Source organism: Sphaerisporangium corydalis, assembly GCF_025506355.1.
GTDB lineage: Bacteria > Actinomycetota > Actinomycetes > Streptosporangiales > Streptosporangiaceae > Sphaerisporangium > Sphaerisporangium corydalis.
This window is the reverse complement of sequence record NZ_JANZYP010000147.1, coordinates 1-1,927: the sequence shown is the minus strand read 5'-3', so window position 1 is coordinate 1,927 and position 1,927 is coordinate 1. Positions and strand designations below refer to the sequence as shown.

Annotated in this window: 3 protein-coding genes; all 3 read right to left on the bottom strand. The window is 67.2% G+C overall.

Features of this window, described 5'->3' with window-relative positions; all coding sequences use genetic code 11:
• Window positions 1-128: 128 nt before the first annotated feature.
• Genes NYZ98_RS41265 through NYZ98_RS41255 form a run of 3 tightly spaced genes read right to left on the bottom strand, consistent with a single transcriptional unit; the run spans window position 129 to window position 1,833 of the window.
• Window positions 129-884, bottom strand: a complete 756-nt coding sequence (locus NYZ98_RS41265) for a hypothetical protein (RefSeq protein ID WP_262851007.1) — start codon at window positions 882-884, stop codon at window positions 129-131.
• Complete coding sequence (locus NYZ98_RS41260) at window positions 881-1,606, bottom strand: ABC transporter permease (protein WP_262851005.1); 726 nt, start codon at window positions 1,604-1,606, stop codon at window positions 881-883. Before NYZ98_RS41260 ends, NYZ98_RS41265 begins: the two co-directional genes overlap by 4 nt.
• A 35-nt stretch (window positions 1,607-1,641) precedes the next feature.
• The gene (locus NYZ98_RS41255) at window positions 1,642-1,833 is read right to left on the bottom strand and encodes a hypothetical protein (RefSeq protein WP_262851009.1); all 192 of its coding nucleotides are present in this window, start codon (window positions 1,831-1,833) and stop codon (window positions 1,642-1,644) included.
• Window positions 1,834-1,927: the final 94 nt, after the last annotated feature.

The window sequence follows — 1,927 nt, the reverse complement described above, 5'->3', positions numbered from 1 at the left end:
CAACCGCCTGGTGGGCATCCTCCACGGCTGCCTTAAAACCCACACCACCTACGACCAGGCAACCGCATGGTCACACCGCAACCACGACCTCGCCGCTTGACATCCAACGTCCAGGGATGTCTGACCCCTCAAGTGTCGCGACGGCGGTAGCCAAGCAAGGCCGCGACGATTAGAAGTGCGGTCCAGGCTGTGAGGAGCAGTGCGCCCTGCCCGGGTGTCACCGCGGCGCTGGCGTCGGCGATCGGGAACCACATCGCGAATCCGGCGCTGTCTGGAAGGTACTTGACCTCGGGCAAGCGGTCGCGCAGAAGCGGCCCGACGATGAAGAAGTACCCCAGCAGGACGACGACCGCCGCGAGTGTCTTACGCAGCAGAGCGCCCACGGCCGCGCTGGCCAACGTGATCAGCACGAGATAGCAGGTGGCGCCGCTCAGCGCGCCCGCCACCTGCTCGAAGGTCAGCGGCGCAGCCGTACCACCCAGCATCACGGCCGTGAGGATGACGCCAGCGGCGGCCGTGACCGCCGCCGCGGGCAGCGCAACGATCGCCAGCGCGAGGTGCTTGGCCGTCAGCTGGAGGGTACGGCGAGGCATCGCAGTCAGCGTGGTGCGAATCTGCCCGCCGGTGTACTCCGAGCAAGCGGCCAGGATGCCGGAGATCACGAAGCCGGCCTGCGCGTAACTGATCGACGCCAGCCCGATGTCGATGACGCTCATGGTGCCGGTCGATCCCTGCAGGCCGGCGACCGTGAAGGCGAGCGCGAGGATCAGGTTGACGGCCAGGGTGCCCGCGAGCGTGAGCCAGGTCGACGGCAGGGAGACAAGCTTCGACAGCTCAGCCGCCAGCGCCTGGGCGGCTTCCCTGCCACGGGTGCGAGGTGTCATGCGTCCCTCCGGGTAAAAACGGCGGCGGCGATCATGAGCAGCACCATCACCCAGGCTGTCATGACCAGGTCACCGACGAGGGGGCTGATCTCGACGGTGTTGTCCGCGATCTTCCGGATGAACATCCGGATCCCGGCCATGTCGGGCAGGTAGTTGGCCAGGAGCGTGATCTTGGTGAGCAGGTACGTGACGGTGACGACCGAGGTATTGGCGATAAGCACGGCAAGCGGGATGACCCCGTGCCGGGTGAGCACGGTGACCCCGAAGGCCAGCAGGGAAGTGTAGACCCAGTAGCAGACCACACCGGCCAGCCGCGGGAGCTCCTCGATGCCCAGCACCGGTGCATGCTCGCCGAGCACCACGTGGACGACGCCCATGGTGGTGAACACCGCGACGACGGCGAGCAACGCGCTGCCGATCGCGATCGTGGCAGCCTTGGCCAGCAGGAAACGGAGCCGGGACGGAACGGCCGTCAGGCTCGTGGTGATCTGTCGCCCACCTCCGGACTCCTCGCTCTCGGTGAAGTACTCACTGCTGATGCCGACGACGCCGAGGATGATCACGCCGACCACGCCGAAGGCCAGCTCCTGGTAGCCGATGTCGACCCCGGCCGCCCGCTCGGCGCCGCGGGTGATCGCGTCGAGAGCCGCGGAGGAGGTGATCCCGGCGACCACGCTCGGCACGAGCACCCCGGCTGCCATCGCGATCCACACCGTCGGCAATGAGGCAAGCTTCGAGGCCTCCGCCGCGAGCGCCCTCACCGAGCACCACCGGTGGTCAGGGCGAAGAAGGCATCCTCCAGGCTCTGGTGGGACCCGGTGACCTCGCCGAGGGTGCCGCTGGCCACGAGCCTGCCCTTGTTGATGACCAGGACGTCGTCCACGGTCTCCGCGAGCTCGCCCATCAGATGGCTAGATGTACTGACCACGGAGGTTGAGTACGCGGACACGGCGTTGATGTTCTTGTAATGGGTGAGGGCCTTCGGGTTCGGTGTGGATTGCGACGTCTACACCGACCTGCCGGAGGCCCTCATGCCCCACCGT

Coding starts and splice junctions, on each gene's coding strand:
- NYZ98_RS41265 (WP_262851007.1), bottom strand. CDS start 884: ATGACACCTCGCACCCGTGGCAGGGAAGCCGCCCAGGCGCTGGCGGCT.